At 61.8% G+C, this 26,694-nt stretch carries 21 protein-coding genes; 10 read left to right on the top strand and 11 right to left on the bottom strand.

Annotation, left to right across the window (positions count from 1 at the left end; genetic code table 11):
- Positions 1-209: 209 nt before the first annotated feature.
- Together HBO11_RS24280 and HBO11_RS24285 are read left to right on the top strand one after the other, a co-directional pair.
- Positions 210-884, top strand: coding sequence for a heavy metal response regulator transcription factor (locus HBO11_RS24280; RefSeq protein WP_169954818.1), 675 nt, complete (start codon positions 210-212; stop codon positions 882-884).
- Positions 881-2,287 carry a heavy metal sensor histidine kinase gene (locus HBO11_RS24285; protein WP_169954817.1) on the top strand — a complete coding sequence of 469 codons (1,407 nt, stop codon included), beginning with the start codon at positions 881-883 and terminating at the stop codon, positions 2,285-2,287. The genes HBO11_RS24280 and HBO11_RS24285 overlap by 4 nt, the downstream gene beginning before the upstream one ends.
- An 11-nt stretch (positions 2,288-2,298) precedes the next feature.
- Here the strand turns inward: HBO11_RS24285 and HBO11_RS24290 are convergent, their stop codons facing one another.
- The 3 genes from HBO11_RS24290 to HBO11_RS24300 are packed head-to-tail and all read right to left on the bottom strand — an operon-like array spanning position 2,299 to position 7,871.
- The gene (locus HBO11_RS24290) at positions 2,299-5,448 is read right to left on the bottom strand and encodes a CusA/CzcA family heavy metal efflux RND transporter (protein WP_169954816.1); all 3,150 of its coding nucleotides are present in this window, start codon (positions 5,446-5,448) and stop codon (positions 2,299-2,301) included.
- 18 nt (positions 5,449-5,466) lie between these two features.
- Entirely contained in the window at positions 5,467-6,630 is a 1,164-nt protein-coding gene (locus tag HBO11_RS24295) for an efflux RND transporter periplasmic adaptor subunit (RefSeq protein ID WP_169954815.1), read from the bottom strand.
- Between the two features lie 17 nt (positions 6,631-6,647).
- Positions 6,648-7,871, bottom strand: a complete 1,224-nt coding sequence (locus HBO11_RS24300; protein WP_169954814.1) for a TolC family protein — start codon at positions 7,869-7,871, stop codon at positions 6,648-6,650.
- 182 nt (positions 7,872-8,053) lie between these two features.
- Here HBO11_RS24300 and HBO11_RS24305 point away from each other — a divergent pair, with 182 nt between their 5' ends.
- Positions 8,054-8,728: a heavy metal response regulator transcription factor gene (locus HBO11_RS24305; RefSeq protein WP_169954813.1), complete on the top strand. Its 675-nt coding sequence runs from the start codon at positions 8,054-8,056 to the stop codon at positions 8,726-8,728.
- A gap of 3 nt (positions 8,729-8,731) precedes the next feature.
- Here the strand turns inward: HBO11_RS24305 and HBO11_RS24310 are convergent, their stop codons facing one another.
- A complete protein-coding gene (locus tag HBO11_RS24310; RefSeq protein WP_169954812.1) occupies positions 8,732-9,628 on the bottom strand; it encodes a cation diffusion facilitator family transporter in 897 nt (298 codons plus the stop codon).
- Between the two features lie 253 nt (positions 9,629-9,881).
- The gene (locus HBO11_RS24315) at positions 9,882-11,165 is read right to left on the bottom strand and encodes an MFS transporter (protein WP_169954811.1); all 1,284 of its coding nucleotides are present in this window, start codon (positions 11,163-11,165) and stop codon (positions 9,882-9,884) included.
- A gap of 183 nt (positions 11,166-11,348) precedes the next feature.
- On the opposite strand from HBO11_RS24315, the gene HBO11_RS24320 reads away from it, so the two are divergent.
- The 3 genes from HBO11_RS24320 to HBO11_RS24330 all read left to right on the top strand — a co-directional run bounded on the left by HBO11_RS24320 (position 11,349) and on the right by HBO11_RS24330 (position 15,284).
- Positions 11,349-12,767, top strand: a complete 1,419-nt coding sequence (locus HBO11_RS24320; protein ID WP_169954810.1) for a TIGR00366 family protein — start codon at positions 11,349-11,351, stop codon at positions 12,765-12,767.
- 652 nt (positions 12,768-13,419) lie between these two features.
- Complete coding sequence (locus HBO11_RS24325) at positions 13,420-14,589, top strand: hypothetical protein (RefSeq protein ID WP_169954809.1); 1,170 nt, start codon at positions 13,420-13,422, stop codon at positions 14,587-14,589.
- 170 nt (positions 14,590-14,759) lie between these two features.
- On the top strand, positions 14,760-15,284 hold the full coding sequence (locus HBO11_RS24330) for an SET domain-containing protein-lysine N-methyltransferase (RefSeq protein ID WP_169954808.1): 525 nt from the start codon (positions 14,760-14,762) through the stop codon (positions 15,282-15,284).
- Here the strand turns inward: HBO11_RS24330 and can are convergent.
- Positions 15,281-15,925 (bottom strand): carbonate dehydratase, encoded by a 645-nt coding sequence (gene can / locus HBO11_RS24335; protein ID WP_169954807.1) that lies wholly within the window; start codon positions 15,923-15,925, stop codon positions 15,281-15,283. The two genes, HBO11_RS24330 and can, sit on opposite strands and share 4 nt — an antisense overlap.
- A 138-nt stretch (positions 15,926-16,063) precedes the next feature.
- Here can and HBO11_RS24340 point away from each other — a divergent pair, with 138 nt between their 5' ends.
- Entirely contained in the window at positions 16,064-16,468 is a 405-nt protein-coding gene (locus tag HBO11_RS24340; protein WP_169954806.1) for a serine kinase/phosphatase, read from the top strand.
- 134 nt (positions 16,469-16,602) lie between these two features.
- Here the strand turns inward: HBO11_RS24340 and rimI are convergent, their stop codons facing one another.
- Both rimI and HBO11_RS24350 read right to left on the bottom strand, forming a co-directional pair.
- Entirely contained in the window at positions 16,603-17,055 is a 453-nt protein-coding gene (gene rimI / locus HBO11_RS24345; protein WP_005784514.1) for a ribosomal protein S18-alanine N-acetyltransferase, read from the bottom strand.
- The gene (locus tag HBO11_RS24350) at positions 17,048-17,794 is read right to left on the bottom strand and encodes an energy transducer TonB (protein ID WP_169954932.1); all 747 of its coding nucleotides are present in this window, start codon (positions 17,792-17,794) and stop codon (positions 17,048-17,050) included. The genes rimI and HBO11_RS24350 overlap by 8 nt, the downstream gene beginning before the upstream one ends.
- Before the next feature lie 229 nt (positions 17,795-18,023).
- Between HBO11_RS24350 and mksB the strand changes: the two genes are divergently transcribed.
- The 3 genes from mksB to mksF are packed head-to-tail and all read left to right on the top strand — an operon-like array spanning position 18,024 to position 22,829.
- Positions 18,024-19,301, top strand: a complete 1,278-nt coding sequence (mksB, locus tag HBO11_RS24355; RefSeq protein WP_169954805.1) for an Mks condensin complex protein MksB — start codon at positions 18,024-18,026, stop codon at positions 19,299-19,301.
- Positions 19,291-19,992 (top strand): Mks condensin complex protein MksE, encoded by a 702-nt coding sequence (gene mksE / locus HBO11_RS24360; protein ID WP_169954804.1) that lies wholly within the window; start codon positions 19,291-19,293, stop codon positions 19,990-19,992. Before mksB ends, mksE begins: the two co-directional genes overlap by 11 nt.
- Complete coding sequence (gene mksF / locus HBO11_RS24365; protein WP_169954803.1) at positions 19,989-22,829, top strand: Mks condensin complex protein MksF; 2,841 nt, start codon at positions 19,989-19,991, stop codon at positions 22,827-22,829. The genes mksE and mksF overlap by 4 nt, the downstream gene beginning before the upstream one ends.
- A 69-nt stretch (positions 22,830-22,898) precedes the next feature.
- On the opposite strand, the gene HBO11_RS24370 is transcribed toward mksF, so the two are convergent.
- Genes HBO11_RS24370 through HBO11_RS24380 form a run of 3 tightly spaced genes read right to left on the bottom strand, consistent with a single transcriptional unit; the run spans position 22,899 to position 26,464 of the window.
- Positions 22,899-25,202, bottom strand: a complete 2,304-nt coding sequence (locus HBO11_RS24370) for an MlaD family protein (RefSeq protein WP_169954802.1) — start codon at positions 25,200-25,202, stop codon at positions 22,899-22,901.
- On the bottom strand, positions 25,195-25,818 hold the full coding sequence (locus HBO11_RS24375) for a paraquat-inducible protein A (RefSeq protein ID WP_169954801.1): 624 nt from the start codon (positions 25,816-25,818) through the stop codon (positions 25,195-25,197). The genes HBO11_RS24370 and HBO11_RS24375 overlap by 8 nt, the downstream gene beginning before the upstream one ends.
- On the bottom strand, positions 25,805-26,464 hold the full coding sequence (locus HBO11_RS24380) for a paraquat-inducible protein A (RefSeq protein ID WP_169954800.1): 660 nt from the start codon (positions 26,462-26,464) through the stop codon (positions 25,805-25,807). Before HBO11_RS24380 ends, HBO11_RS24375 begins: the two co-directional genes overlap by 14 nt.
- Between the last annotated feature and the right edge of the window lie 230 nt (positions 26,465-26,694).

The following is a 26,694-nucleotide window of genomic DNA, read 5'->3' on the forward strand; positions in this document are numbered from 1 at the left end:
TCTTGAAGCTTTTTTTGTGGAGCTCCTTTGGAAGGAGATGAATTTTTAGCGCCCTCACGGGCGCTTTTTTTTGCCCGGTCGATATCATCCAACGCCGCCCTTGACCCTGAAGCTACTTCAAGGCTCAGAATTTTCCTACTTTTGGGACTACAACCCTACTCGGTGTAGCTCCCGTCGCCTGTTTGCTTATCAGTAAGAGGTCAATCTGCATGCGTATCCTTGTGGTTGAGGACGAACCAAAAACTGCCGACTACTTGCATCAAGGCTTGAGCGAGAGTGGTTATGTCGTCGATCGTGCCGCCAGCGGCATCGACGGCCTGCACCTGGCCGGGCAGCAGCGCTATGAACTGGTGATCCTGGACGTCAACCTGCCGGGCAAGGACGGCTGGCAGGTACTCGAACAACTGCGCCGGGACAGCACCCTGCGGGTGATGATGCTCACCGCCCGCGGCCGTCTGGCCGACAAGATCAAGGGCCTGGACCTGGGCGCCGATGATTACCTGGTCAAACCCTTCGAGTTTCCCGAGTTGCTGGCCAGGGTGCGCTCGTTGCTGCGGCGCAGTGAGCCAATTGCGATGCCGGAGATCTTCCGCGTCGCGGACCTGGAGCTGGACCCGCGTCGCCATCGCGCCTACCGGGGCACGCGGCGCATTGACCTGACCACCAAAGAGTTCGCGCTATTGCAGGTATTGATGCGCCAGAGTGGCGAGGTGCTGACGCGCACGCAGCTCATTTCCCTGGTGTGGGACATGAACTTCGACTGCGACACCAACGTGGTGGAGGTGTCGATCAGCCGGCTGCGGGCCAAGGTCGATGACCAGAGCGAGGTCAAGCTGATCCATACCATTCGTGGCGTGGGTTACGTGCTGGAAGTGCGCCAATGAGATCCGGCAGTCTATCCATGCGCCTGGGGCTCACCGTCAGCCTGATGGGGGCAGGCCTGGTGGTGTTGCTGGCGAGCCTGGCGTACCTGGCCCTCACCCACGAGCTGGAAAACCTCGCGCGCAAGGGCCTGGAAAGCAAGATGGAGCAGATCCAGCACAGCCTGCTCCAGGACCTCAACACCCGCGACATCAGCGCCCGGCCCCATTCACTGCTGGACCTGGTGATGGGCCATGACAACTTCTACCTGACCATCATCGGCCCGGCGCCCGCCAACGCGGTGCTGCTGAGCGTCGGCGCCAGGCCCCAGGAACCGTTGCTGCTGGACTTTGCCGCCGGGCAAACCCTGGGTTTTCTCAACTGGACCGATGGCCGCGACAACCAGATCCTCAGCGCGTCGAGCCTGATGCGCCTGCACACCGGGGAAAACGTACGGGTGTTGCTGTCCCTGGACCGTTCCGACGATCAGGCATTGCTCAGTGCCTACCTGCAATCCACGGTCATCGCCCTGCCAATGTTGCTGATCCTGATTGGCATGGGCGCCTGGTGGCTGGTGCAGCGCGGGCTCGCGCCGTTGCAGCAATTCAGCCGCGTCGCCGGCAAAGTCACCACCCAGGACCTGAGCCATCGCCTGTCCGTCGAGAACCTGCCCAGGGAACTCAGCGAACTGGCCCGGGGCATCAACGTGATGCTCGATCGGCTGGACGCTGGCGTGCAGCAGTTGTCGCAATTTTCCGACGACCTGGCCCACGAACTGCGCGCGCCCCTGACCAACCTGATGGGCAAGGCCCAGGTCACACTGTCCCGCGCCCGGGCGCCGCACGAGTACAAGTCGGCGCTGGAGTCCAGCACCGAAGAGCTGGACCGCCTGGCCCGGATTGTCGCCGACATGCTGTTTCTGGCGCAGGTCAGCCATCCGGCGGCGCGGGCTTCGTTTACCACGGTGAACCTGCGGGATGAAACGCTGCGGGTCATGGAGCTGTTTGCCTTGAGCGCCGAAGACAAAGGGTTGAAGTTGACCCAGGCCGGCGACGCCTGGGTCCAGGGGGATCGGTTGATGATTCAGCGGGCCATTTCCAACCTGCTGTCCAACGCGATCCGCCACAGCCCGCACGGCTCGCGTATCGCCCTGCAGGTCGACAGCCACGAGCAGCGCATATCGCTGGCCGTGAGCAACCCGGGCCCGGGGATTGAAGCGCAACACCTGCCCCACCTGTTCGAGCGTTTCTACCGCGCCGACAACAGCCGCGCCCGCTCCGAAGGTGGCACCGGGTTGGGGCTGGCGATCGTGCGTTCGATCATGAGCCTGCACCAGGGCCAGGCCGAGGCCAGCAGTGTGCCGGGCGAGGTGACCCTGTTCCGGCTGATATTTCCCAACCGCCCGGCCAGCCCACAAGTCCCCTAGCGCCCCCGCGATCAAGACGCTGCCTGCTCTTCATCGCGGCGATGGGCCCAGTGGTAAAGCGCAGGCAATACCAGCAACGTCAGCAGCGTCGAAGAAATAATCCCGCCAATCACCACCGTCGCCAGCGGCCGCTGCACTTCGGCGCCGGTGCCGGTGGCCAGGGCCATGGGGATAAACCCGAGGGACGCGACCAACGCGGTCATCAACACCGGGCGCAAGCGGGTCAGCGCGCCTTCGTTGATCGCCACCGACAGCGAGCGCCCCTCCTCACGCAGGTTGCGGATAAACGCGATCATCACCAGGCCATTGAGCACCGCCACCCCCGACAGCGCGATAAAGCCCACCCCGGCGGAAATCGACAACGGAATATCCCGCAGCCACAGCGCCATGATCCCGCCGGTCAACGCGAAGGGAATCCCGGTGAACACCAGCAGCCCATCCTTGAGGTTGTTGAACATCATGAACAGCAATCCGAACACCAGCAGCAACGCCACCGGTACCACCACCCGCAAGCGCTCGGACGCTTCCTTGAGTTGTTCGAACTGGCCGCCCCAGGTGGTCCAGTAGCCGGCAGGGATTTTCACCTGCTCTGCCATCACTCGTTCGGCTTCTGCGACAAACGAGCCAATATCCCGCCCGCGCACGTTGGCGCTGACGATCACCAGGCGCTTGCCGTTTTCGCGGCTGATCTGGTTCGGGCCCAGTACCAGGTCCAGGCTGGCCACTTGCGACAAGGCGATAAAGCCCAGTTGCCCCGTGGTATTGCCGGCCAGCGCCGGGATCGGGATCAACAGCCGCGACAAGCCCTCGATATCGGTACGCAAGGTTTCCGACAAGCGCACCACCATGTCAAAGCGTCGGTCGCCTTCATACATCGTGCCGGCCTGGCGCCCACCCACGGCCACCGCGATGGTGTCTTGCACGTCGCCCACGTTCAGGCCAAAGCGCGCGGCCTTGTCGCGGTCGATATTGATGGTCAGCACCGGCAGGCCGGAGGTCTGTTCCACCTTCACTTCCGAGGCGCCATTGAGCTTCTGAAGGGTTTCGGCAATTTCCCCGGCGGTCTTGTTCAGCACGTCCCGGTCATCGCCAAACACCTTCACCGCCACGTCACTGCGCACCCCGGAAATCAGCTCGTTGAAGCGCAGCTGGATCGGTTGCGACAACTCGTACTGGCTGCCCGGCACAATCGCACTGGCGCGCTGGATATCGGCGATCAGGGCCTCGCGGGATTTTTTCGGGTCCGGCCACTGGTCCTTGGGCTTGAGCATCAGGTAGCTGTCGGAAATGTTCGGCGGCATCGGGTCGGAGGCGATTTCTGCGGTGCCGGTGCGGGCAAATACCCGCTGGATTTCCGGCACCTGTTCCATCAAGGTTTTCTCCAGTTGCTGCTGCATCTGCACCGACTGCGTGAGGCTGGTACCCGGCACGCGCAAGGCTTGCTGGGCGAAGTCACCTTCACTGAGGCTGGGAATAAACTCGCTGCCCATGCGACTGGCCACGGCGCCAGACACCACGATGGTCAACAGCGCCAGGCCAAACGCCCAGGTACGGTGTGCCATCACCCAATCCAGCACCGGTGCATAACCCCGGCGCGCATTGCGCATCACCCAGTTTTCGTCTTCCTTGACCTTGCCGGTGACGAACAGCGCAATCGCCGCCGGGACAAAGGTCACCGACAAAATCATCGCGCCCAGCAAGGCCATGACCACGGTGAATGCCATAGGGTGGAACATTTTCCCGGCAACGCCCGTCAGGGCGAAGATCGGCAGGTACACCACCATGATGATCAGTTGCCCGAAGATTAGCGCGCGGCGCGCTTCCTTGGCGGCGGCGAACACTTCGTGCAGGCGTTCGCTGCGGGTCAGCAGGCGGCCATGGCGTTGCTGCGCATGGGCCAGGCGGCGGATGGCGTTCTCGACGATCACCACCGCACCATCGACGATAATCCCGAAGTCCAGCGCGCCCAGGCTCATCAGGTTGGCGCTGACTTTATTGGTGAACATCCCGGTAAACGTGAACAACATGGCCAGCGGGATCACCATCGCGGTAATCAACGCCGCGCGGATGTTGCCGAGGAACAAAAACAGAATCACGATGACCAGCAGCGCGCCTTCGAAGAGGTTTTTCTTCACCGTGGCGATGGCTTTTTCCACCAGGTTGGTGCGGTCGTAGACCGTGACCGCGACCACGCCTTCGGGCAGGGAGCGGTTGATCTCTTCGAGTTTTTTCGCCACCGCCTGGGACACGGTGCGGCTGTTTTCGCCGATCAACATGAACACCGTGCCAAGCACCACCTCGCGACCATTTTCGGTGGCCGCGCCGGTACGCAACTCACGGCCGATATCGACCTGGGCCACATTGCGCACGCGGATCGGCGTGCCGTCCACGGTGTTGATCACGATATTGGCGATGTCGTCGATGGACGCCACCTGACCCGGCGCGCGAATCAGCAACTGCTCGCCGCTGCGCTCGATATAACCGGCGCCGACGTTGGCGTTGTTGCGCTCAAGCGCCGTCACCAGGTCACTCAAGGTCAGGTTGTAGGCCGCCAGACGCTTGGGGTCCGGGGCGATCTGGTATTCCTTGGCAAAGCCGCCGATGGTATTGATCTCGGCCACGCCGGGTACGTTGCGCAACTGCGGCTTGATGATCCAGTCCTGGATCACCCGCAAGTCCGTCGGGGTGTAGGCCGAGCCGTCTTCCTTGCGCGCGCCGTCTTGCGCCTCCACGGTCCACAGGAAAATTTCCCCCAGGCCCGTGGAAATCGGCCCCATCGCTGTTTCAATGCCGTCCGGCAGTTGCTCGCGGGCCACTTGCAGGCGCTCGTTGACCAGTTGGCGGGCGAAGAACAGGTCGGTGCCGTCCTTGAAGATCACCGTGACCTGGGACAAGCCCGAGCGCGACAGCGAGCGGGTCTGCTGCAAGCCCGGCAGGCCGGCCATGGCGGTTTCGATGGGGAAAGTGATGCGCTGCTCGGTCTCCAGCGGAGAGAAGCCGGCCGCCGCCGAGTTGATCTGCACCTGGACGTTGGTGATGTCCGGTACTGCGTCGATCGGCAGTTTCTGGTAGCTGGCGATGCCGACACCGGCCATCAACAACACCGCCAGCAGCACGATGATGCGCTGCTCGATGGCAAATTGAATCAGACGTTCAAACATGGGGAATCACTCGCAGGATCAATGGGCGTGCTCGGCCGAGGCCTTGCCCAGCTCGGACTTGAGGACGAAGCTGCCAACGGTCGCCACCTGGGCGCCGGCCTCCAGGCCCTGGCGCACTTCGACAAAGCCGTTTTCGCTGACACCCAGTTCAACGTGGCGGGTGACAAAGCCTTCGGCGGTGCGCACAAACAGCGAGGGTTTGTCTTCCACGGTCTGGATCGCATCCACCGGCACGCTGACCGCTGCCAAGTAGCTATCCGTCGCCACCTGCACCGCCACGAACAACCCGGGGCGCCAGGAGTCGTCGGGGTTGGCCACGGTGACCCGCACCGTCGCGGTACGCGTCTGCTCGCCCAGCAGGTTGCCGACATAGGCCACGGTGCCCATCACGTCGGTGCCCATTTCCGTGGAGCTGACCTTCACCGGCCGCCCCACCTGGACCTTGTTCAAGTCCTTGGGAAACACGCCAAAGGTGACCCACACCTGGGACAGGTCCGACAGGGTGAAGGCGGCACTGGTCTCACTCACCACCTCGCCGACGCCCAGGTGTTTTTCCACCACCACGCCAGCAAACGGCGCACGCAATTCATAGCGATTGCCGCCGGCCAGGACCGTGCTGCCACTCAGGGCGTTCATTTTTTGCCGCGCGTTGTTCAGGGCGATCTCGGCTTCTTGCAGGGTCTGGCGTGCCAGCAGGTAATCCTGTTCGGCAGAGATCTTGTCCTGCCATAACTGACGCTCGCGCTGGAACGTAGTGCGCGCCAGTTCGACCCGGCGTTCGCTGGCCGCCAGCTCGCTGCGCTGATCGGAAATCTGCTGGCTGGCGATCACGGCCAACAGCTCACCCTGCTTGACCTTCTGGCCCAGGTTGACCTTGACCGACTCCACCACACCCGCGGCACGGGGCACGATATGGGAGGTGCGGTCTTCGTCGAAGCGCACCTCGCCCGGTAGCGACAGCAGTGTGCTGATCTGCCGGGGCTGGGCCTTGGCCAATTGAATGCCGGCAGCCTGGATCTGCTGCTCGTTGAGCACCAGCACACCCTCTTCCTCTTCCTCCTCCGGCGCTTCGACGCTTGCGACCGGTGCCTGGGGCGCCACGCTGGTGGCCGGCCAAAACACCATCGCCCCGAGGGCAATGGCCACTGCGACGGCCAAAGCCAGGCCTTGTTGTTTGTTCATGGGGAACTCCTGAAAGATCAAATGCGGGCGAGGTCGCCGTAAATCCGTTCGATGCGCACCCAGGCGTCGGTGGCCTGGGCGAGTGCGGCGAGGTATTGGGTACGGGCGGCGATCAGGGTGCGCTGGGCGTCGAGTACATCGAGGAAGTTGAACTTGCCCATCTCAAAGCCACGGGTGGCACTGTCCACTGCGCTTTGGGCGGCGGGCAGGATCACTTTATTAAAGGCACTCACCTCATTGTTGGCCGTCGCCCACAGGTCCAGGGCCTGGCGGGTTTCGGTGCGCAGGCGCAGCTCGGTGGCGTTGCGCAGGTCCCGGGCCTGGTCGGCTCGGCGGCTGGCGGCCAGCACATTGCCCTGGTTGCGATTGAACAGCGGGATCGGCATCGACACGCCCACCAGGTTCACCCGCTCGCGCACGCTGGCGTCGTACTGGCTGCCGATGGATATATCCAGGTCGGGAATCCGCTGGGCCTTTTCCAGGCCCAGGCCGGCCTCCCGTTGCTGGATTTGCAACTGCGCCAGGCGCAGCTCGGCGGTGCTCTCCAGGCGCGCCAGCAGTTGGGTGGCCGAAGGCAGCGCTGGCGTATTCACGGCACCTGCCTCGACACGCTCAAAACTGATGTTGGCGCTGCCGGTGATGGCGGCCAGGCGGCGATAGGCATCGCTCACGCCAATCTCGGCACGGCTGCGCTCCAGGCGGATTTCCGAGACCTGCACCTGGGCGCGAGTGGCTTCGACCGGCGACGACTTGCCCGCCGTGACCCGGCCATTGGCAACCACCAGGCCGCGCTCGGCCAGCGCCATTGAGCGTTGCGCCAGCTCCAGGCGTTCCTGGGCCCGCAGCGCGCCATAAAAGCCATCGATGACTTCGGCCCGCAACAGATTGCGCCGCTGTTCCAGCTCCTGGGCCGCCGCATCTTGTGCCCGCGAGGCCACATCGATGCGCGCCCCGCGCTTACCGCCCAGCTCCAGGGTCTGGCTTAGCTTGACGGTGGTGGTGCGGGTGCTGCGGCGGGTGTCTTCGGCGTCCCAGGAGGCCACCGGGTTGGGGATCAGCCCGGCCTGCTGCCGACCGCCCTGGGCGATGTCGATTTCCCATTGCGCAGCGGCCAGGTCCGGGTTGTCGGCAAACGCACTTTGCAGGGCCGATTCGAGGGTCAGGGTCTGGGCGCTTGCCACTTGGGCCATCGCCAAGACCCCCACTACGGAGCACACAATTGTTCTTAAAAACGTTGGCATAACAAGCGTTCCACACCCATGAGTTGGCGGACAAATCCAAGCAGGGGCAATGTAACTTTCGCTACTTATCAGAGGGGTGGCCGAAACATTACAAATCCGTTAGCAAAGGCTCTGGTCCGGGCTTTTGCTTTAACCTTCGCGGCGATTGCAGATACTTTCCCTTGCACCGAGGCACCCTCGACATGCGCATCCTGGTTATCGAAGATGAACTGAAAACAGCCGAGTACTTGCATCAGGGACTGAGCGAAAGTGGCTATGTGGTCGATTGCGCGGCCAGCGGCGCCGACGGCGTACACCTGGCGCGGCAACACACCTATGACCTGGTGATTCTGGATGTGAACCTACCGCTCATGGACGGGTGGGATGTGCTGCAGCGGATCCGCCAGACCAGCAACACGCGAATCATGATGCTCACCGCCCAAGGCCGCCTGGCCGACAAAATCAAAGGCCTGGAACTGGGCGCCGACGACTACCTGGTCAAGCCTTTCGAGTTTCCCGAACTGCTGGCCAGGGTCCGCACCCTGATGCGCCGCAGCGTCGAGGCGGCGGTGCCGGACGTGCTGCGGGTGGCCGACCTGGAACTGGACCAGGGTCGCCACCGGGCCTTTCGCGGCAACCAGCGCATTGACCTGACCACCAAGGAATTCGCCCTGTTGCACCTGCTGATGCGCCAGAGCGGCGTGGTGCTGTCACGCACGCAAATCATCTCGTTTGTGTGGGACATGAACTTCGATTGCGACACCAACGTGGTCGAGGTCTCGATCCGCCGCCTGCGGGCGAAGATCGACGACCCGTTCGAGCGCAAGTTGATCCACACCTTGCGCGGGGTTGGCTACGTGCTGGAAGACCGCGAATAGCGGTCAGTGCGCGATCGGTTCCGGATGAAAACCCTCGCCTTCGATCTGGATGGTGACGTGGGAAATATCGAATTGTTCGTGCAGTAACTCGGTCACCTGGGCGAGGATCTGCTGCTCGCTGCCCAGCGCCGGCTCCACCACCAGATGGCTGCTGAGCACGTTCTTGCCGCTAGTCAGGGCCCAGATATGCAAGTCATGCACCTCCTTGACCCCAGGCACCGCGCAGATGGCCTGCTCGACCGCGTCGATATCGATGCCGTCCGGCACGCCTTGCAGCAGCACATTCATGCTGGCCTTGAGCAGGGTCCAGGTTCTGGGCACGACCCAGAAGCCAATCACCGCGGCCACCACCGAGTCGACCCAGGCCCAGCCAGTGAGCATGATCACCACGGCCGCAATGATCACGCCGATGGAGCCGAGCATGTCGCTCCAGACCTCCAGGTAGGCACCCTTGACGTTCAGGCTCTCGCCACTGGCCGCGCTGAGCAGGCGCATGGAGATCAGGTTGACGATCAGCCCCAGCACCGCAATCACCAGCATGCCGGTGGACTGGATCTCGGCCGGAGCCTGCAGGCGCAGGTAAGCCTCGTAGAGGATGTAGAACGCCACCCCGAACAGCAGCAACGCATTGAACGCGGCGGCGAGGATTTCAAAACGCGCATAACCAAAGGTGCGCTTGCGGTCAGCGGCGCGCTTGGCGACCTGGATGGCTACCAGGGAGATGGCCAGGGCCAGGGTGTCGGTCATCATGTGCGCGGCGTCGGACAACAGCGCCAGGCTGCCGGTGACAAAGGCGCCGATCACTTCGGCAATCATGAAACTGCCGGTCAGGCCCAGGGCTAGCCATAACTTGCGTTCGTGGCCGGCGCGTACGGTGGCGTGGCTGTGTCCTGCACTCATGGCGTTTCCTCGTGGGGGGATGTGCGCTGATCATAGAGCGATAAGGGGAAACCTTTGGTATGGATTTCACAATTGTCATAGCGCTGCCAGCGGGGTGTTAACCACATGGGCAAGCCCCAATGCCAGTCAGTTAAGCGCAGATCCCCTGTGGGAGCGGGCTTGCTCGCGAAGACGTCGGCCCAGCAAACATTGATGTTGACTGACCCACTGCTTTCGCGAGCAAGCCAGCTCCCACAGGGGGTATGCGGCGGCTTTAAAACACCGGGCGCCGGCCAAACCGCAATGCACTGGCCACGCCGACTGCGCCCATCACTACACAGTAAAAAACGCAGATCCACGGGCTGCTGGGCATCAATGCAATCAGCATCAAAGGCGTAGTACTCGCCCACAGCGCGTAGGCAATGTTGTAGGTAAAGGAAATACCCGACACACGAATCTGCGCTGGAAACAGGCTGACCATCACCGATGGCACCGCGCCCACCACCCCGCAGCTCAACCCCGCAATGGCATAGGCCGCGCCCAGCCACACGCCGCCGGCGATCAGGCTGGCGTAGAGCACGGCGATGCCCACCGGCAACAGCAGACTGTAGACCAGTACCGCGCGCCAGGCGCCGATGCGGTCCACCAGCAAGCCGGCCAGTACGCAACCGATGTTCAGGAAGACGATGCCCAGTGCGCTCAGGGCGAAGGTGTGGCTGGGGCTCATGCCGAAGGTTTTCTGCATCATGGTCGGCGTGATCACCACCAGCACCACCACCGCCGAGGTGAGCACACAGGTCAGCAACATGGCCGGCAGCAACGCCTGGCGATGGTCGCGCAACACCGTGCGCAGCGGCAGTTCGGCGTCGGCCTGGCGGCGCGCCTGCATGGCCAGGAACACCGGGGTTTCACTCAGCCAACGCCGCAGCCAGACACCGATCACGCCAAACACCCCACCCAACAGAAACGGGAAGCGCCAGGCGTAATCCAGGATTTGTTCTGCGGTGAACATCTGCGCCAGCAAGGTCGCCGTCAATGCCCCCAGCAGGTAACCGAAGGTCAGCCCGGCTTGCAGGAAACCCAAGGCATAACCGCGGTGGTTGGCCGGCGCGTGTTCGGCGACGAAGACCCAGGCGCTGGGCACTTCACCGCCCACCGCCGCGCCCTGCAAGACCCGCAGCGCCAGTAGGATCAGCGGCGCGAAATAACCGATCTGTGCGTAGGTCGGCATGATCCCGATCAGCAGGCACGGCAGGGCCATCATCAGGATGCTCAGGCTGAACACGCGCTTGCGCCCCAGGTGATCGGCAAAGTGCGCCATCAGGATCCCGCCCAATGGCCGCGCCAGGTAGCCGGTGACGAAAATCCCGAAGCTTTGCAGCAGGCGCAGCCATTCGGGCATTTCCGGGGGGAAGAACAGCTGGCTCAAGGTCAGGGCGAAAAATACGAAAATGATGAAGTCGTAGATTTCCAGGGCACCGCCCAAGGCGGCCAGGCCCAGGGTCTTGTAGTCGGAGCGGGAAAAACGCTGCGCCTGTGGATAAGTGCTGGCAGTCATGAAAGAAGCTCGGCAGACAGACAAAATGGCGTGCAGGTTATGAGCTGGACCGGATCCTGGCAATCGCCGCGGATATATTGGGTTTACTCATTGATCCATGAAAATAACAACATTCCCAAATAAATGGCCGTGGGCCAAGATGCGGCGATACCTTGCCAAAATAACTACAAGAGGTAATCCCACGTGGCCGATCCTATCGAAGATAGCCGTTATGCCCGCTTCGCCCTGCGTTGCTCGAATTTCGCCGAACGCTGGTTTCCTGACTCCTGGGTGTTTGCCGCCCTCGCCGTGATCATTGTCACCGTGGCGACCCTGGGCATGGGCGCCGCGCCCACCGAAGCGGCCAGGGCCTTCGGCGATGGTTTCTGGAGCCTGATCCCGTTCACCATGCAAATGGCCTTCGTGGTGATTGGCGGCTATGTAGTCGCCAGCTCGCCACCCGCCGTGAAGTTGATTGACCGCCTGGCGCGCATCCCGAAAAACGGCCGCTCGGCCGTGGCGTGGGTGGCATTGATCTCGATGGTCGCCTCGTTGCTCAACTGGGGCCTGTCCCTGGTGTTCGGCGGGTTGCTGGTGCGAGCCCTGGCCCGGCGCACGGATTTGCGCATGGACTATCGCGCGGCCGGCGCGGCGGCCTATCTAGGCCTGGGCGCCGTGTGGGCGCTGGGGTTGTCGTCATCGGCCGCACAATTGCAGGCCAACCCGGCCAGCCTGCCGCCTTCGATCCTGGCGATCACCGGGACCATTCCCTTCACCGACACCATCTTTTTGTGGCAATCGGGGGTGCTGTTGCTGGCGTTGATCGTGGTGTCGCTGATCATCGCCTACGTCACCGCACCGGGCCCCAACTCGGCCCGTGACGCCAAGGCGTGTGGCGTAGACCCGGCATTCAACCTGCCCAAGCCACAACCGCCAAGCCGTCCGGGAGAATGGCTGGAACACAGCCCGCTGCTGACCATTTTGCTGGCGCTGCTGGCTGCCGGCTGGCTGTTCCATGAGTTCTCGACCAAGCCGGCGATCAGCGCGATCTCGGGGCTCAACACCTATAACTTCCTGTTCATCATGGCCGGCGCCTTGCTGCACTGGCGCCCGCGCAGCTTCCTCGACGCCGTGGCCCGCGCGGTGCCGACCACCACCGGGGTGCTGATCCAGTTCCCGCTGTACGGCTCCATCGCGGCGCTGATGACCGTGGTCAAGGGCGGTGACGGCCAGACCCTGGCCCACCATATCTCGACCTTCTTCACCTCCATCGCCTCCCACGACACCTATGCGCTGCTGATGGGCGTGTATTCGGCGGTGCTGGGGTTCTTTATCCCATCGGGCGGCGGCAAATGGATCATCGAGGCGCCGTACGTGATGCAGGTGGCCAATGACCTGCAATATCACCTGGGCTGGGCCGTGCAGATCTACAACGCCGCCGAGGCCCTGCCGAACCTGATCAACCCGTTCTACATGCTGCCATTACTCGGCGTACTGGGACTCAAGGCACGGGACTTGATTGGTTTCTCGTTTGTGCAACTGCTGGTGCACACGCCGCTGGTGCTGTTTTTACTGTGGGCGCTGGGGACCACCTTGAAGTACATGCCGCCGGTGATGCCTTAGTCATTGGACGTTGCGCCCGTCGTTGTGGCGGGTGCAGCCAGGCCGACATTGAGCGCCTTTTTCCCTCACTGAACATTTCAAGGAGGGAACCCACCACTACTGTAAAACCAACTACATAGTGTCTTTTAGTAGCACGGGACAATCTTCAACTTAACTAAGAGACCACCACTAAATTATTTAGAGCTATAACTGGAGCGCCCATGAATATCACGCCTACAACTAACATGCCTGCCTCTCAAACAGTGCTGAGGCGGGCAACACCCAAGAAGCCAGCCAACAGCAAAACCCCCAGCTAAAAAAATTCAAACAGTTCAAATCGGCGTTCGGCCAACCGGCGGGAAGAATAGTCTTTGCAGAGTCAAACCCTAACAAAAATCTTTTCAAGCCTGTTGTATCGTTTAAAGGCTAACTTCTCAGCAAGCATTCCGGCTTCGCAGCCTATATTGAACACTTACAAGTGTTGCAACTACCTCGGGTCTAATTGCAATCCCATGGATAACCGAAGCAATGCGTTGCACGTCACGATATATGAGAGGCGGCCAAGCCCTACAAAAAAACCGCATTTGCCGACGCATTTTCCCGGTCAGCCGCTACTGTGTGAGGGTAGGCATTCATCCCGCGCAGACGGGCTTTAGCTGACAAGGAAACACGCATGTTTAAACTGACCAGGCTGTCCTTCACCCTTGTCGCACTTAGTGTGAGCACGGTCGTACAAGCCGATGTCGAACTCGACCTGGGCACTGCGCAACGGGTCAGGCAATTGTTCGCCTACCCCAACAATTGCAGTGTGATCTGCTTTCGGCCGCTGACGTTGGAACAGACAGTTGAACACTACCTGACCCAGAGTTTGCAACGTGATGGCTACAGTCGGGCCAGGGTCAGTGTGAAAACCCAGCAGGATCAGGTGCGCGCGCACTTTACCGGTGTACCCGATGGCTATGGCCAGCCCTTGACCGCGTTGTTGAATACCGCCGACCTGGCCTATGAAGGCGCCAGCCAGTTGAACCGCGATGGCAAATGGCAATTTAGCTGGTACCTGTTCCTGCCGCTGGGCATGGCCCTGGAGAACCGCAAGAGCATCGAGTTGATGCATTTCCCGCCCGACTACTCCCTGACCCATTACCAGGACTACCTGGAGTCGGCCACCACCGACCGTTGGGCCACGTTATTGACCGCCAATGGCATAGCGGCGGCCCAGACCCCGGAATACCAGACCATCATCGATATTGCGCCGATTGCCGCGCCCTCCACGGCTGGCAAGGACCTGGAAGGGGTCTATGGCTACTTCACCGAGTACCAGACCCGGATAGTTCGCGAGTTGAGCCTGCACCCCACAGGCTCATTGCCCATGGTCGCCTTCGGCGCACCGGTACGCAGTTGGATCCAGCAACAGTACGGGCAAACTCTCGGGGTATTGGGCCTGGGGCAGATCAGCCCGGCCGAGGGCAGCTATGTCGCCGTACTGGGGGCCAATCACCCCAGTTACATCTGGTACGCCGCCGACCCGGCCAGCTACGGCGGTGACGAACAGAAAGCCGACGAGGCCGGCTTGAAAGTCATGGGCCAGGACTTGAGCGCCGCCTGCTGGCAGGCTGGAATGGGCCAGCAGCCCGCCAGCGACCCCAATGTGCTGCTCAAGGGTTGCATGAATACCTGGCAGGTGACGCGCAAGGAGCAGACCTGTGAATTGTTCTATACCTCGGTGCGAGAGCTGCCCGCCGAGCAGGCCAAGGAAAAATGTAGCAACGCGTCGATCAAGGCCCAGCTCAAGCGCCTGAAAAGCCCCATGCCAGAAGCCTCTGTGCCGGCGCCGGCCCTGTAGGTTCCTGGCTTTATCAGCATTGTCTTACGCAAAAAAACGCCGATAGCTACTGTCAGATTTGACAGTAGCTATCGGCGTTTTTTTGCGTAAATCTGGGACGGTGCCCATTTGCTGCAAGACCGGCAGTCTAATCAATATCAGGAGGTCGATGCAGCCCGACAAGGAGCCCTATGAAAACCCAAGTCATGGAAGAAGCACCTGCGGCCGCGAGTGACTGTCTGTATCCCTTCGCAACACTGCTGGCGAAAAAAGGTTACCCCTCGCGTCGTGACTTCGAGGTGGTGCGCACCCGCAACGGACGTGGAACCGGGATCAAGGCCAAGGTCGCCTTCGACAGCCGAGTGCGTATCGCCAAGATTTCCGGGCACGCCCTGAGCGAACGGCGCTTGCACACGCTGCAGGTGTCTTCGCGCATCCACTTGTACGACCCATGGTTCAGCGGCTTGCTCCTGCATTCATGCGACCCGAATGTGTTCCTCGATATCAGCGAACTGGAGCTGTGGTCGATCCAGGCGATCCGCCCCGGCGCGCTGCTGACCATGGATTACGCCAGCACCGAGGACGTGCTGTTCCGGCAGTTCCCGTGCCGTTGCGGCGCCGGCAACTGCCGAGGCTGGATCACCGGCATGAAAGAGCCCTTGAACGCCGAGGGCCAACTGTTCATGGAACAGTGGCGCCAGCGCAAACGCTATTAAATGGCCTCGATCGGGCGCAGGCGGTACTGCGGCGGCAGTTGCTCGAACCCGGTGATGGTGGCGTTGAGGCTTTTCCAGCGGCCGTCCTTGATCCCGTAGATGCAACCGTGGATCGACAGGCTCTGCCCGCGATGCCAGGCGTTCTGCACAATGCTGGTGTGACCGACGTTGGCCACTTGCTGGATGACGTTGAGTTCACACAGGCGATCGACGCGTTCTTCTTCCGTGGGCAACTGGGCCAGTACTTCGCGGTTCTCGTAGTACAGGTCACGGATCGTACGCAGCCAGCCGTCGATCAGGCCGAACTGGCGGTCCTGCATCGAAGCACGCACGCCGCCGCAGCCATAATGGCCGGTGACCAGGATATGTTTGACCTTGAGCACATCCACCGCGTACTGGATCACCGACAGGCAGTTGAGGTCGGTGTGCAGCACCACATTGGCCACGTTGCGGTGCACAAACAGGTCGCCCGGCAGCATGCCGACGATCTCGTTGGCCGGTACCCGGGCGTCCGAACAACCGATCCACAGGTATTCCGGGGTCTGCTGGCGGGCAAGCTTGGCGAAGAATTCGGGATCTTCCTGTTTGATCGCATCCGCCCAGCGTTCGTTGTTATCAAGCAGGTCTTGTAGTTCGTTCATCAGGAAAGCCTCAGGAATGATGCGCAGTTTTGTGACTGACAACCTCTCGCCCAGGTCACGCCTCACGCAAATTAGCTTGAATCTTTGGGAGGCCGGGCCTGTCCACACACTATAAGCCCCACAGTATGAGGATTGGCCATGACGCAATCACGACGTCCCTACGGCGCCCCGACGCCGGCACCGATTGATGACAACGAAGATCGCATGGGCTCGATGCGCGAGCTGGATTTTGACGAGCAAGAGCCGACGGCGGAAATCGGCGATGAGATCCCGCGTGGAGAGCGCGAGCACCTGATGCCCGACGAGCGGGTGCGCGAGGCCGGAATGACCGGGGCTTCGACGGCGGATCATGAGCCCACGGATGATGATATGAGCCCCGAAACCCTGATCCATGAAGATGGCGCGCGCGATGCCCGCGAAGAAGGTGAAGGCGAGCAGGCGGATTGGGACCTGAGTATCGTCGATGAGGACGAGATTGGCGGCGGTAATGGGTTGGATGAAGCCGAGTTGGCGGACATTGATCCGGTCGACGGCAACCGCTGACACAGCGCCTGACTTATGGTGAAGCATGGCGGTGTGGGAGCTGGCTTGCCTGCGATAGCGGCGCTGGATTCACCACCGCTATCGCAGGCAAGCCAGCTCCCACATAAGACTGCTCCCACACGGGATCGTGTGTTTTAGTCGACCAGGGTGCAGGCCATGACGACGGCGTCTTCGCGACCACCGACGGCCGGGTAGTAATCGCGGCGACGGCCGATTTCGTTGAAACCGTAGCGCTCATACAGGCGGAATGCCCCGGTATTGCTATCGCGCACTTCCAGGAAGCATTCCCGCGCACTGGCGGCATAGGCCCGGGACATCAGGTGCTCCAGCAGCGCCAGGCCCAGGCCGCGGCCCTGGTTTTCCGGCTTGACGGTGATGTTCAGCAAATGCGCTTCATCGAGGATGATTTGCACCACGCCGTGGCCCACCTGCTGCTCGCCTTCGAACATCAACCAGATCTGGTACTTGCCCAGCCCGTCGAGAAAGATGCCACGGGTCCAGGGATGGCTGAACGCCGCGTATTCGATTTTCAGCACGGCGTCGAGGTCAGCCTCGGTCATCGGGCGGAAGGATAAAGCCTCACTCATCGGTTGTTTTCCAGCGCGCCATCAGCCGGCGCATGGCTTGCCAGACATCAGCCTTACGCTGTGGCTCTTCCATTAATAATTCCAGGCCCGGCAAGGCCCAGACCGAACCCAGGCCTTCGACCTGCAGTTCGCGGTACCAGGCCTCGGCGTTGGCTTCGCCGGCAAATCGCACGGCCGGCAGGCCGATCAGCCACAGGCACACACAGGGTTCATCTTCCAGGCGGGCCGAGACAAAGCCCTGCACGAAGTCACGCGCGGCGTCCGGCCCCTGGTCCATATTGCCGCGCACCAGCAGCGGCCAGCGCACCGGCTCGCCGACGATCTGCGGGCTGTCGGGCAGGCCGGCAGCGCGCAGCATGTCCTTGAGCAGCAGGTAGGCCGGGTCACGCGCCTGGAAACGTTCGCCGGTGGGCAGCTCGACCAGCAACAGGCAGCGCCCGGCCCGCAGCAATTGCAAGGCAAAACGCGGTGGCGGCACGACCGGGGCCTTGGCCACCGGGGCAGCGTCGGCCACTGCAGCGGGCTTGGGCGCCGCCGAAGGGCGTGGCACTTCGATCTTGACCCGCTCCGATGGCCGCACAGGCACCTCGGCCACAGGCTTTACCAGCGCAACCGGCGGCGCCGCTTCCTCGCCCGAGGCGTCGAATGGCTCGAACGGTTCCAGCGGCTGCAGCAGTTCGGGCCGCGACGGGGCGGCAAAGGGCAATTCGGTGCGCGGCAGCCAGTTGACCACCTGCATGGCGGTCAAGTAAGCGCGACGTCGGGACTCGATAAGCAAGGCGCGACCACTTGTGGATAACTAAAGAGCGCAGATTCTACCGCCCTTCGACGACGATCGCCCACCGTTGATGATTTTCTCTGCATTGCTGACCGCCCATCGCGAACGCGCCCTGACCGGCTGTGGATAAATCCCGCGCCTGATGCAGTACAATCGCTGCTTTTAATTCGCCAACCAGCCGGCCATTCCGATGATCGAACCCAAGCGCGTCTTGCGCGCCCTCGCCGAACACTGGGCCCTGCTTGAGCCACTGTGCGAACACTTCGACCAAGGCACCCTGAGCCTTGGCGAGTTGCGCGCGCAACTGGCCGCCCAACAACTGGACAGCACGCCACAGGACATCACCAGCCTGCTGGACGTGTGGATTCGCCTGGATATCCTGGTGCCTGTCGCCAAGAGCCCGAACCGTTTCGAGCTCAACGCGCAGATCCATGACTTCCTGGCCTATCTTCGCAAGGAGCACCGGCTAGGCCTGTGCCTGGAAATCGAAGCCTACCTGCGCCACCTCGAGCGCCTGGCCGGTTATATCCAGGACGCCTTCGACATCCGCGACGGCCACGACCTGGCTCGCCAACTGCGGCTGCTGGACATGCGCGTGCGCGACGTGCTGAAAAAACTCGCCAATGACGAACAGGCCCTCGCGGCCGTGGCCGACCGCGCCAAGACCAGCGACCGGCAAATCCCGTTGCGCCAGCGCTATGCCGAGGTCCTGGCGACCTGGGACGAGTACGTCGAGCCGATGATCCAACTGGTGAACGCCGACGGTGCCTTCGAGCAAGGCGTGCGCAAGGTTGAGAACGTGCTGCTGCGCATGCTCACCGAACAGCAGCGCCTGGGCCACCTGGTGGATGACGATATGTTGCTGCGCACCCACGCGCGCATCCTCGAAATGCAGACCAGCGCCCAACTGACCCTGCGTCATGCCCGCGAGCTGCTGCTGCCGCTGCGCGAAGAGGCACGCCGGCACAACGCCGTGACCCGTGGCGCGGCGCTGGCCCTCTCGGCGATCCGGCGCAAGGGCCTGGACGCGGTGCCGCAAGCGGCGATGCCGATGTTCACCCGGCCACAAAGTACCTTCCTCGGTAGTGCCAGCCAGGTCGAAGCCTATGTGTATGCCCTGGCGAACTTCGAACCCAAGCCTGCGCGGTTCCCCAAGGCCCACAAATCCCACAAGGGCCAAGCCCAGCGTGCACCACGCACGGTCAAGGAGATGCTGGAGCGTTGCGAAGACGCGCTGCCGATGCCGGACCTGATGACCTGGCTGCTGGAACAGGAACCGGACGGGGCCACCGACGAGTTGCTGTACTGGTTCTCGCGTTTGTCGCGGGAGAAGCGTTTCAAGCGCGAGCGCCTGGAACGCCGGGATTACCACACTCACGAGCACCAGGTCAGCCTGCGCTCATTCGCCCTGCTCCCGGCCAGCACCGACGTAGCCGAGAATTCTGCGAGCACACCCTATGCATCTTGATCTATCCGAACTGTCCCAGCTGGCGCCGATCTTTCGCGAGCTGTTCAAGGGTTACCACGTCAGCCGCCGCGACCCGGAGCTGTACGCGCAATTGTCGAACTTCCAGGACCAGTACCGCACGCTGTTCAAGGCCCTGGGCTTTGAGCTGGTATGCGACACCCGTGGCTTCTATTACTTCGTGCCGGACACCGCCGTGGCCGCCGCGCAGGTGAACAAGACCGCGCAGCGCCTGGCGTTGTTCACCTTCATCATCGTCGAACACCTGGCCGACCAGGGCCGCGACCCGATTGCCGTGCTCGACGGTGGCAGCCTGGGCCGCGATGAGCTGCCCTCGTTGCTGGAGAAGTACCGCGACCTGTTTATCCAGGCCGAAGTACAGACCGTTGAGGAGCTGGAAGAAAAAATCATGCGCCGCATGACCCAGCTCGGCTTTGCCGGTGAAGACAACGGTGTTTACCGCTTCCTGCCACCGATGCACCGTTTCCTCGACGTGTGCCTGTCGGTCCAGGCCGACCGCGACCTGGCGGCCAGCGTCCACAGTGTGCTGCCGTTGCCGGCGCCGGTGATCATCGACGAAGACAGTGATGAAAAGCTGCTGCAGACCGATGACCCGCTGGACTTGAGTGAGTTTGAAAGCGAAGAAGATGCCCTCGCCCGTGCCATTGCCGAAGAACAGGAGACCGATGCATGAGCAAGGAACGTTATGGCATTCGCCGCTTCGCCCTATTGAACACCGCCGGCTACAGCCTGGGCCTGTTCCCGCTGGAAGAGCCGCTGTCGGTGTATGGCGCAAACAACCTCGGTAAATCGGCTTCGATCAACGCCTTGCAGTTCCCGATCCTGGCGCGCATGTCGGACATGAGCTTCGGCAAGTACACCCTGGAACAGTCGCGGCGCTTCTACTTCGCCACCGACACCAGCTACATCCTCGTCGAAGTCTCCCTGCCCCACGGCCCGCACGTGATTGGCGTGGTCGGGCGCGGCCCGGGGGGCGGTTTCGGTCACCAGTTCTTTGCCTACGCCGGCAAGCTGGACCTGGCCCACTATCAGAAGAACGACACCTGCCTGCGCCAGAAAGAGCTGTTCACCAACCTTGAGCGCGAGGGCCTGAAGGCCTATGAGCTCAAGCCCGATGAGCTGCGGCGCTTGCTGGTGGGTGGCCATACCTCGATCCCGCTGGACCTGACCCTGATTCCGCTGCGCTCCACCAGCGAGCAGAGCCTGAAGACCTTCCGTGCGCTGTTTATCAACCTGCTGCACATGCGCGAAATCACCGCGGCCAAACTCAAGCAGTTGTTCCTCGATGCGTTCGAGCACAGCCTGCGCTCGGGCAGTGTGGATTACATTGCGGCGTGTGAAGAAGCGTTCCGCGATGTGCGACGCATGGAGCAGGACTACAACTCACTGGTAGCCGCCGGCCCATTGGTCGAGGCCTTGGCCAATGGCGTGAAACAGCGCGACATTCTGCGCGGCAAACTGCATCGCCTGTCGCCGTTGCTCGATTCGCTGCTGGGCACCTGGTCGGACTACGCCAGCGCGCGCAAGGAAGAGCTGACAATCCAGGCCGAACACTACCGCAACGAGCAGGACGCGCTGCAGAACGATCAGCGCGGCGGCACCCAGGAGCTGATGCGCCTGGAGCGGGAAATCAGCGGCATCCAGCGCTGGCTGGGCGAGTTGTCGGTGCTCAAGCATCGCTTTGCCCTGGTGGATGACGTCAAGGTCCTGGAGCAGCAACTGCTGGCGGCCAAGGATGCCCACGACGAACTGGCCGGCGCCCTGGCGCAATCGCGACAGTTCAGCGCCGAGGACCTGGATGAGCGCCTGCGCGACCTGGAAAAGCGCCTGAAGTCGGTCAAGCAACAACTCGATCACGCCGACAACAACAGCTACGCCAAGCTGCGGGAAGAATTCTCACAGCAGGACGTCGAGCGTCTGATGCGTCTGTTCAACAGTTCGTTGTTCAGCCTGCCGCTGGGCGAGCATGGCATCACCCTGGATGAAGACGGCCAGTGGGTCAAATCCCTGGAGCTGATCCTCGATGGCTTCAAGGGCGAGCGCTTTGAAGTACCGGGGCTGTCCATCGACATCTCGCACATCGAGCCCCCTGCCTTGCAGGCCCTGGCGGATCGCGCGGCATTGCGCGACCAGAAGGAGCGCCTGGAAAAAGAACTCAAGCAACTCAAGACCCAGCAGGCGGTGGCCTCTGACCGCGCGGCAAGCAAGACCCAGACCGAAGCGCTGTACCAGCAGGTACTCGATGCGCAGAAAGCCCTGGAAGACTACCGCCGCGCCCAGACCCTGAGTGCCGAGGAAGGCGAGAAGCTGGAAAACCTGGCGCAGATGGAAGCCGCCCAGGATGAACTCAAGCGCTCCAGCGATGCGTTTACCGAACGTGTGCAGCAGCTGTCGGCCAAGCTGCAACTGGTCGGCCGCCAGATCGGCGATATGGAAGCCAAGCAGCGCACCCTGGATGACGCCCTGCGCCGTCGCCAGTTGTTGCCGGCCGACTTGCCGTTTGGCACGCCGTTCATGGATCCGGTCGACGACTCCATGGATAATCTGCTGCCGCTGCTCAATGACTATCAGGACAGCTGGCAGGGGTTGCTGCGCGCCGACGGGCAGATCGACGCGCTGTACGCCCAGGTGCGCCTCAAGGGCGTGGCCAAGTTCGACAGCGAAGACGATATGGAGCGCCGCCTGCACCTGTTGATCAATGCTTACGCGCACCGCACCGACGAAGCCCTGACCCTGGGCAAGGCGCGCCGCGCGGCGGTGACTGATATCGCGCGGACCTTGCGCAATATCCGCAGCGACTACGACAGCCTCGAGCACCAGTTGGCCCTGTTCAACCGCGAGATCAACAAGCGCCAGGTATCCAACCTGCAGAGCTTCCGTATCGTGTTGGCGCCGAACAAGGAAGCGCTCAAGCATATCGACCAGATCATTCACAGTGCCGGTCAGTATGAGGAAGGCGAAACCCTGTCGGTGTTCGACCTCAGCCAAAGCGCCGAGCAGGACAACAAAAACGAAGAGGCCAAGGAATACCTGGCACGCCTGGTGGCCGCCAACCACAACCAGTTGGGGCTCAAGGACCTGTTCGAACTGGCGTTCGAGATTACCAAGGTCAACGGCCAGCCGATCATTCACACCGACATCGATGGCGCTGCGTCCAACGGCACCACCATGACCATCAAGGCTCTGACCAACATGTACTTGTTGCTGCACTTGATGGACCGCGACCAGGCCGGTCGCGTGCGCCTGCCGTACTACCTCGACGAGGCGGCGGATATCGATGAGAAGAACCAGGCAGCATTGCTGGAGACTAGCCTGCAACTGGGCTTTGTGCCGATCCTGGCCAGTGTGAAGCCGCAGGTTTCCGCCCAGGTGGCGATCGACCTGGAGGGCGGCAGTGGGCCGAACGGGATCTACATCGATGAGGCGGACTGGAAGTACATCCGCCGCCATGATGTGGTGAAGGCGACGGTGAATGTGCAGGCGGATGAGCCGCAGTTGGATGAGGTCTGATCGGCGCCTACCAAGGCATTAAAAAGGCCGCGATCTTTTGGATCGCGGCCTTTTTTGTGGCTCCTGGATTTATTTACCCAGGGGAATCTTCGGCGCCCAGATCAGCCACTCGTCTTCAAACTTGTCGAACAACGGGAAGGTCTGCTCGGGCAGTGCCGGGTTGCCCATGCGCTCGCCATCCGGCGTCGCAAAGGCGATGCCGCCCTGGACCAGGGTTTCCAGGGATTCGGTACGCACTGTCGCGCCCTTGAACAGGCCAAAGTCCAGGCCAAAGCCACTGCTGTTCCAGAAACGGCTGCCGCCACGCACCAGCGGGGCGTACTTGGGCTCGATCAGCACATGAATCAGCACACGGTCGGCCGTCTTGCCCAACTCGTAGCCGGTGACCTTGCCCACCGTGACTTCGCGGTAGGTAACCGGCACGCCGACTTTCAACGAGCCGCGGCGGGCCGCGCTGAGGACCAGGCTCAAGCCGGCTTCCTGCACGTTAGCCTCGGGCGGTTGGGCCAGGGCCACGAAGTTCTTTTGTGCCCCGGTGCTTTTCACCGCCGGCAAGACTTCGATGTACTGGCCGGTGACCAGGGTTTCCAGGTTGGCGGTCTTCATCAAGCCCAACTCCGGCTTGACCACCCAGAACTGGCTGCCGGTGCGGGCGATCCGCTCAGGCACTTCGGTGATGCGTGCACTAAGCATCACTGACTGCATGTCGGCGCTCAGGTCGACGCTTTCGATCTTGCCCACGTCCAGGCCTTTGAAGCGAACCGGCGTACCGGGGCGCAGGCCGTCGGCGCGGTCAACCTTGATCGTGATGAGGGTGCCACGCTGGGTGGAAGCTTCGTGATCGGCAAACAGGCGGAAACGCGGGATGCGATTTCTCAGCGGTACGTTTGGCTCTGGGGTCTCAAAGGCGATGCCACCGGCCATCAGGCTCTGCAGGGATTCGCTTTTGACCTGGATACCGCCGGTGAGCCCGCCGGTCAGTGTCACGCCACTGGCGTTCCAGAAACGCGTCGAGCCGTTGACCAGGCCTTCGTACTCCTTCTCGATATGCACACCGATCACCAGCTGCTTGCGCTTGCGCGAGAACTGATAGCTCTGGACCGAACCGACCTTGACCTGTTTGTAGAGGATCGGGCTGCCAACCTCCAGGGAGCCGAGGTTTTCTGTGAGCAGGACCAGGTGCAGGCCTGGGGAGCGCAGGTCCAGCGGTGGCGCCTTGGGCCGGGCGACGAACTCACGTTGGGGACTGGCGCCTTTGTCGCCGGGACGGATGGCAATGTAATTGCCCTTGACCAGGGCTTCCAGACCGGTGATACCGGCCAGGGAGATGGACGGCTTGACTACCCAGAATTGTGTGCCTTCCACCAGGTAATCTTCGGCCAATGGGTCGAGGGTCAGGTCGGCGCTGGCGCTGGACAGGTCGGAGTCGACCTTGAGGGCCTTGAGACTGCCGACCTGGATGCCTTTGTACATCACCGGCGTACGCCCGGCTTGCAGGCCCTCGAAGTCACTGAGCTTGACCTTGATGCGAATGCCCGCGGCGGCGGCGTCGAAGTCTTCGTACAGGCGGAACGGCAGGCTTGGGTCGGTGGGCGGGCTGTCCTTGCGGTTTTCCGGCGTGGCGAAGGCAATCCCCCCGGAGACGATGCTGGCCAGGGACTCGCTGCGCACTTTGACCCCGGACAGGTTGGCGTCGATGCTGATGCCGCTGGCGTTCCAGAAACGCGTATGTTTGCGCACCAGGTTGGCGTAGGTCGGCTCGATATAGACTTTTATCTCGACGGTGTTTTGATCGGCTGACAGCAGGTAGCTTTTGACCTGGCCAACCTGGATCTGTTTGTAGAAGACCGGGCTGCCACGGTCGAGCGAGCCGAGCCGCTCGGCCTTGACGGTCAGGTGCAGGCCGGGCTTGGCGTCGGACAATGGCGGCTCTTCGGAGAGCGCCTTGAATTTGCGCGTAGGCTCGCCGTCACCTGGGCTGGCGGCGATGTAATTGCCCGAGACCAGGGTTTCGAGGCCGGTGATCCCGGCCAGGCTCACGCTGGGCTTGACCAGCCAGAAGCGCGTATTGGCCTTGAGGTATTGCTCGACATCCTTGTTCATCTCGATGGTGGCAATCACCCCGCGATTGCTGCCCTCGTCATCCAGGGCCAGGGTCTTGACCTTGCCCACGGGCATGCCTTTGTAGACCACTTCGGTCTTGTTGGCCTGGATACCTTCGCCGCTTTCAAAGCGTACCTGGATCTCGATGCCCGTCTGGGTGTAGGCACGCCATCCGAGCCAGCCGCCAATCACCAGGGCGATCAACGGCAGTACCCAAATGGCCGACCAGTTCGAAGCGGGGCGGGTTTTAGCCTTTGGCAAATCAGTCATGGTCGTCGTCCGACTCCGTGTTATCCCAAATCAGTCGGGGATCGAAAGTTACTGCGGCAAACATCGTCAAGATCACCACACTGGCGAACGCCACGGCACCGAGATTGGCCTCGATACTGGCAAGTCGCCCAAAGTTAACGACCGCCACCAGAATGGCGATCACGAAGATATCCAGCATGGACCAGCGACCGATGAATTCGATAAAGCGGTACATGATAATGCGTTGTCGGGCGGAAAGCGGCTGGTGACGCTGCACCGAGAATAGCAACAGGGCGATGCCCACCAGCTTGAAGGTCGGCACTAGGATACTGGCAATAAACACCACGGCGGCAATCGGGAACATACCGTGCTGAACCAGTTCGATCACGCCCGCCATGATAGTGCTCGGCGCACCCTGCCCCAGGGAGTTGATCGTCATGATTGGCAACAGGTTAGCCGGAATGTACAGAATTGCCGCAGTAATCAGCAAAGCCCAGGTGCGCATCAGGCTGTTCGGACGGCGGGCATGGACCAACGCACCGCAACGGGTGCAGGTTTGCTCGTCGGTCTCCGGGTCCTGCCTGTTGAGTTCGTGGCATTCGGTACAGATCAGAATGCCAGCATCAATCGCCCGCATGTTCGTCCTCCCCGGACAATGCCTGCCAGATTTGGTGAGGTGACATGACCACCTCCAGCAGCACCTGAACCATCAACAGGCTGACAAAGCAGGCCAGCCCCAGGCCTACACTGAGGGCGGCCATGTCGGCCAGCTTTACAATCGCCACCAGCACGCCCATCAGGTAGACCTCAAGCATCCCCCAATCGCGCATATGGTGATAAATACGGTAGAGCAACAGGCCGTAGCTGCGGCCTATGTTCCAGCGAATACTCAGCAGCACCGCCAGTTGGCACAGCAGCTTGAGCAACGGGATGCCCATGCTGCACAGGAACACCACCACCGCGACGCCTTGCATCCCGGTATTGAACAGGGCGACTACACCGCTCCAGACCGTGTCTTCAGAAGACTGCCCGAGTAGGTTGAGCTGCATGATGGGTAAAAAGTTCGCCGGGATGTACAGCAATAACGCTGCGATCACCAAGGCCAGGCTGCGCTCGACGACATTGTAGCGGTGGGCGTACATCTCATAACCACAGCGCGGGCATTGGGCCTTTTCACCGTGCGCAAGCTCTGGCTTGCGCATCAGCAAGTCGCACTCGTGGCAGGCAACCAGGTCCTCCAGCGGTAGGTCGGACACCTGGGTGGTATCAACCGGGTCGGACATATAGGGCTCTAAGTCTAAAATGATCAGGCGTCTATTCTAGTGTTCTGGTTGAGAAATAACTGTGCAAATTTGTCGGGATGAACAATGGTGTTATGCCAGCGCCTTTTCGACCGCCCAAAACAAAACCCCAACTGCTTTCGCAATTGGGGTTTCGGAATTTAATCTTGACGATGACCTACTCTCACATGGGGAAACCCCACACTACCATCGGCGATGCATCGTTTCACTGC

Origin of the sequence: Pseudomonas sp. WS 5010 (assembly GCF_012985565.1) — a bacterium.
Classification (GTDB): Bacteria; Pseudomonadota; Gammaproteobacteria; order Pseudomonadales; family Pseudomonadaceae; genus Aquipseudomonas.